General features: G+C 53.4%; 3 protein-coding genes. 1 reads left to right on the forward strand and 2 read right to left on the reverse strand.

Features of this window, described 5'->3' with window-relative positions:
- The coding region (gene tiaS / locus MVK46_RS03560; protein WP_297535277.1) for a tRNA(Ile2) 2-agmatinylcytidine synthetase TiaS at positions 1-1,008 on the forward strand (1,008 nt) is incomplete at its 5' end.
- A gap of 160 nt (positions 1,009-1,168) precedes the next feature.
- Here tiaS and MVK46_RS03565 read toward each other — a convergent pair.
- Positions 1,169-2,326 (reverse strand): ATP-binding protein, encoded by a 1,158-nt coding sequence (locus tag MVK46_RS03565; protein WP_297535278.1) that lies wholly within the window; start codon positions 2,324-2,326, stop codon positions 1,169-1,171.
- A gap of 250 nt (positions 2,327-2,576) precedes the next feature.
- Positions 2,577-2,678: deoxyhypusine synthase family protein (locus MVK46_RS03570; RefSeq protein ID WP_297535279.1), on the reverse strand; the 102-nt coding region annotated here is incomplete at its 5' end.

Raw genomic sequence — 2,678 nt, forward strand, 5'->3', positions numbered from 1 at the left:
GTCGCCTTTCTCGAGGGCGAAATCCCCGAAAAACTGAGGGAGTTCTCGCTCAAAGCTTTGAGGGAACACGTTACCATCGAGGAAGCTGAGAGTGTTGCGAGGGAGGTAGGAGCTGAAATCTTTAAGTTCAAGCTCGGTAGGGGCATAATCGGAGCTTTAGCTTCAATCGGTTATCCTTTAAAGACCTTCACCTACGAGCTTTTAGCTTACCGCGAACCGGAGAACTGGGGAACTCCGAGAAAAGTTGACGCCGAAAGCGTGTTTTTAGCCGACAGGTGGAGCTACCCCTTCACCTACGATAACGTTGACCCCTACAAGAGAACCGTCCTGATAACGCCCCATGGCAAGGACCCCGTTCTCGTCGGAATCAGGGGAATTGACCGGGGAAAGGTTCTCCAGACCTTTGAGATGGTCCGCTTTGGGGAGCCGATAGCTTTCTACCAGCTCTACAAGACGAACCAGAACACCGACGACCATCTGGCCCCCAAAAAAATCGGAGAGCTGAAGCTATACGACAGCGCGGTCGTCAGGGGAAGGGTTTCCAGGCCGTACTGGGAGCGCGGGAGGCACGTTTTCTTCGAGCTTGAGGACGAGACCGGAAAGATACGCGTCGCGGCGTTCGAGCCGACGAAGAAGTTCAGGAACTACGTTCGGAAGCTCCTGCCCGGCGATGAAATCATCGCCGCTGGAGGGGTTAAGGAGCACGAGGGGGTCTTGACCCTCAACCTTGAGAAGTTCTACCCGGTGAAGCTCGTCCCGAAAATCGAGTATAGAAAGCCCAAGTGCCCGCGCTGTGGGGGAACGATGAAGAGCAAGGGCGACTACCTGAAGTGCAAGCGCTGTGGCTACAGAATGCCGAAGAAGCTGATTCCGGTTGAAGTCCCCCGCGAGCTGGAGAGGAAGATTTACGAGGTTCCTCCAGACGCGAGGAAGCACCTGTCGAGGCCTCTGGTATTGCCGGGTGGTGAGGAGAGGGTTTTGGAGGCTCTGATGAACTCGGAGTGGTAATCAGGGATTGTCATAATTGCGGTTATCATTCGGACCAATGCCCTGAGCAGGCTCGACAAACTCCTTGAAAGCCCAGAGGAAAACGCGCTGGAAATCGTCTCCACGGTCAAGCCCCTCAGGCCCGTCCAGAAGAAAGACGTTGAGATGAGAAGGGAGTTCGCTAAGTGAGGTCGTAAAGAAATTCCGGAACCTCCGGGCCATTCAGGACTTTAACGTCCTTTAGGTACCTTCCCCTTCTCTCCCCCGACTTCACCTCGACCTTCAGGTCTCCAGCGATTGCATCAACCTCGTAGGAGTTCCGGTAGTAGTAAACCTCCCCGAACTTCCTGTACAGATGCTCCTGAACGAGCCACTCGTAGAGAACGGCCCTATCAACCTTTCTCCTCGTCCAGAGCTCCATGGCCCTCACGATGAGCAGGTCGCGGAGAATCAGCTTCCTTTCCTTCCGCGGATAGACTTTCCCGTCGCCTCCGAGGTAGAGAACCTGCAGGAGGACGTGAAACGCCTCGAAGAGCTCAACGTAATCCCTCGCGGTGTGGGGCGAAACCCCGACGGCCTTCGCTATCGCGTTGAAGGAAGTCGGTGATGGCGCTTTATCGAGTATAGCGCCCATGACGTCCCTCGCGAGGTCGGTCGAGCGCTCTAAAGCTTTCAGGTCCGCCTTCAGGAAGCCCACGAGCTCCTCAACCTTAAGGGTGCCGTTTAGATAGGCCAAATAGCCGCCGGTTTCAAGATAATTCTCGAAGACCTCCTTTCCCGTTGAGGGAAAGAACTCATCGTAGAAAAGGCTGTAGTAGTCGTGGAAGCTCAGCGGCATGACCTCAACTGTTCTCCCGTTCCCCCTCCTACCCCCGAAAGTCTCGAAGTGCCGTCCAAGAGCAAGGGAAATCGAGCCCGTCACTGTAACGACATCGTTCCTCAACTCGCCCCGGTCTATGAGGAACTTCAGGGCACGCCACCAGTCCTCAACTAAGCTAACCTCATCGAGGAATATAAAGGCCGTTTTTATGCCCTTTCGTCTCTTCAGTCGGAGGTACTCGTTTAGAACCTCCAAAAGCTCTTTGTAGTCCTCAAGCACGTCACAGCTGAAGTAAAAGACGGCATAGGGAGTACTGACTTTTTTGAGGAGCTCTTTAATGAGAAGCTTTATTCCGATGGTTTTCCCGACCCTTCTCGGCCCGACGACGAAGTTGAACGAAAAAGGCGCCAATGAGAGTTCGTCGAGCCATTTCGGCCTGACCTTATAGGTGAGCTTTTCAAAGAGCTCCCAGTCTCTGTCAGATTCGCCAAACCACCACGGGTTCTGTATCTCAAGCATGTGCAGTTGTAGTGCAAAGATGTTTATAAAGATTTTGCATTTCTACTGCAAAGGAATTTAAAAAGAGTTTGCAGTGCGAGTGCAAACTATCCAAAAAACCAGAGCTCAAGGGCGTATTTATCGAGCTCCCCGGGGGAGGCCTCACCGAATATTCCCATGTAAGCTTCAATTGCGGGCTTTTTCTTTCTCCGTGTCTTGGACCTAACGGGCAGATATCTCCGCAGAGCATTGAGTCGAAGTTGTTTGAGGTTCACCCCTTCATCACCTTCCACACCAGCAACGGGAAGACCAGCGTTGCATCGGCCCATATCTCGACGTAGTCGGCCTTCGCCCTTATCTTGCCCCAGCTGAC

This window comes from Thermococcus sp. (assembly GCF_027066465.1).
Classification (GTDB): Archaea; Methanobacteriota_B; Thermococci; order Thermococcales; family Thermococcaceae; genus Thermococcus.

What these genes read in the sequence shown, in the direction of transcription:
- MVK46_RS03565 (WP_297535278.1), bottom strand. Translation starts at nt 2,326, where the DNA reads ATGCTTGAGATACAGAACCCGTGGTGGTTTGGCGAATCTGACAGAGAC.